The organism is Streptococcus parasanguinis (assembly GCF_001578955.1).
Taxonomy (GTDB): domain Bacteria; phylum Bacillota; class Bacilli; order Lactobacillales; family Streptococcaceae; genus Streptococcus; species Streptococcus parasanguinis_U.
The window spans coordinates 97,341-99,333 of sequence record NZ_KQ969690.1 but is presented as its reverse complement, the minus strand read 5'-3'; the positions used below and the strand labels follow the sequence as shown (position 1 = coordinate 99,333).

The window sequence follows — 1,993 nt, the reverse complement described above, 5'->3', positions numbered from 1 at the left end:
AATGGCATCGAGAACCTCTAGCATGTGCTCCTTGTCCTCATAGGCCTGGTCTGGGATCTCTTCTTCTAGGAGATCTGAGATGATGGTATTGCGGTAGTCGACCTTAAAGCCTAAAACCGCTCCATCATGGATGGCTTCCTTGACGGTGTATTCATGTAGGCGATCGCCATACTGTTGGTGGGTGGTCTGAGCCAGGTCTCCCACTTGTTTGCGTTTGTTTTCCTTAAAGATCGGAGTTCCTGTAAAGCCGTACCAGAGAGAGTTCTTGAAGTAGGCCTTGATCTCCTTTTGCGTCTGTGGCGTAACCGCCCGATGGCACTCATCCACGACAAAGGCCACTCGCAGGTCCTTGATCTTCCCAGCATCCCGCTGGTACTTCCCTTCTTCGATCTTACGCATCATGGTCGTTATTTTCTGAATGGTCGTGACCACCACGCGCTTGTCATTGCCCCCTAGGCGCTTGACCAGCTCATGGGTATTGTCCGTCTCGTCGATGTCGATGACATCATTGGCCGCATAAGAGAGGAAGGACGAAGTCGTCTGCTGGTCCAGGTCTCTGCGGTCGACGACAAAGATGGTCTTTTGAATGGCTGGGATCTGCAAGAGATTGCGAGCTACCTTGTAAGAGGTCAGGGTCTTACCTGAACCGGTCGTATGCCAGATATAACCTGACTCTTGACGGCGGGAAGCTTCCTGCACAGCTTCAATGGCATGGATCTGGTAGGGACGCAAGAGGATGAGAGCCTTCTTACTATCGTCGATGACCGAGTACTGCATGACCATTTGATGGGACCGGGGGATGGACAGGACCTCATGAGCAAAACTATTGAGATCGATCATGGGTTGGTTGTCCTTGTCCACCCACTTGGTCAGGAATTGCTTGTTTAGCTTGCTTTCACGGGCTGCAGCGATGTAGCGAGTGTCGACTTTATTGGTCACGACAAACATCTGCAAACTGGAGTAAATGCCCCTGAACTTGCCTTCACGGTCGTACTTTTTGATCTGATGAAAGGCATCTAGAAAGGCCACTCGGGGACTCTTGAGTTCTATATGGATGAGGGGAAGGCCATTGATCAGAAGGGTCGTATCGAGCCGTCGATCCTGGTCTAGCGGATAGGCCTTGTCGCGTTCGACTTGGTTAACCACTTCATAGCTCGACTTACCAGCTGCGATATTGTCTCGCCAGATAACCGCTAAACGGATAGTCCCTAGACTAGCATCTTCACGCTGGACTTCTACCTTGGCGATCCCATTTTCACCAGCTAGCCACTTGGCCGCTTCATAGTAGCTGACAAAGTTGAGCTGGTTCTTGATCTGGCGCTTTTCTTGCTCGGTCAAGGGATGGTCCGCCAACAAGGCGACATTATTTTGCGCGAGCTTGTCAAAGAAATTGTCCCATAACTGGTCTTCGTTCTTGAGATCCTCGCGATAAGTCCACTGACTCTCTCCTGATGTCAACTGCTGGATCAACTGTCTTTCAATCTCAAGTTCTGGAGTTGCTACTGCCTTCATCCCTCTATCCTTTTCCTGTGCATAATCTCCTATTATTATAGCATGTTTGGGAAAGAAATTAACGCTTTCAAAGCATTTTGTTGGTTTTTCGCGCAAAAAAACGAACCTGATCTGGTTCGTTTTTTTCTTAGTCTAGTTGAATCCCTTTTTCTGCTAGATTGTCAAGGCATTCTTGAAGGTAAGTATTCTGATGCTCAGGATAGATGGGGGTGCTCAAAGATTCCTCTTCTAGTTCTGGATAGGCTGGGCAGGTCTTTCCTCTGTAGGTCGAGTCCCACCACTCTGGGCTTACCTTGTAGCCGCGAGCAGTCATCTCCTCCATGATCAGGCGGTGATAGGCATAGAGACGATAAGGTGAGTAGTCAAAGACATAGTTGACAGTCGCGTGCTTCTTGCCCCAGCCATTGCCCCTTAGGGCGCAGCATTCCCGGTGTTGGCCCAGGAGCTGGGGACGAGGGAGTTTGGGAATCAAGTCTTGGTG

General features: G+C 49.9%; 2 protein-coding genes. Both read right to left on the bottom strand.

From position 1 onward, the window contains the following. Window positions 1-1,512, bottom strand: a 1,512-nt coding sequence (locus SPADD19_RS04300; RefSeq protein WP_164905840.1) for a DEAD/DEAH box helicase family protein, incomplete at its 3' end; no start/stop codon positions are given. 127 nt (window positions 1,513-1,639) lie between these two features. Continuing rightward, window positions 1,640-1,993, bottom strand: a 354-nt coding sequence (locus SPADD19_RS04295) for a TIGR02328 family protein (RefSeq protein WP_241496467.1), incomplete at its 5' end; no start/stop codon positions are given.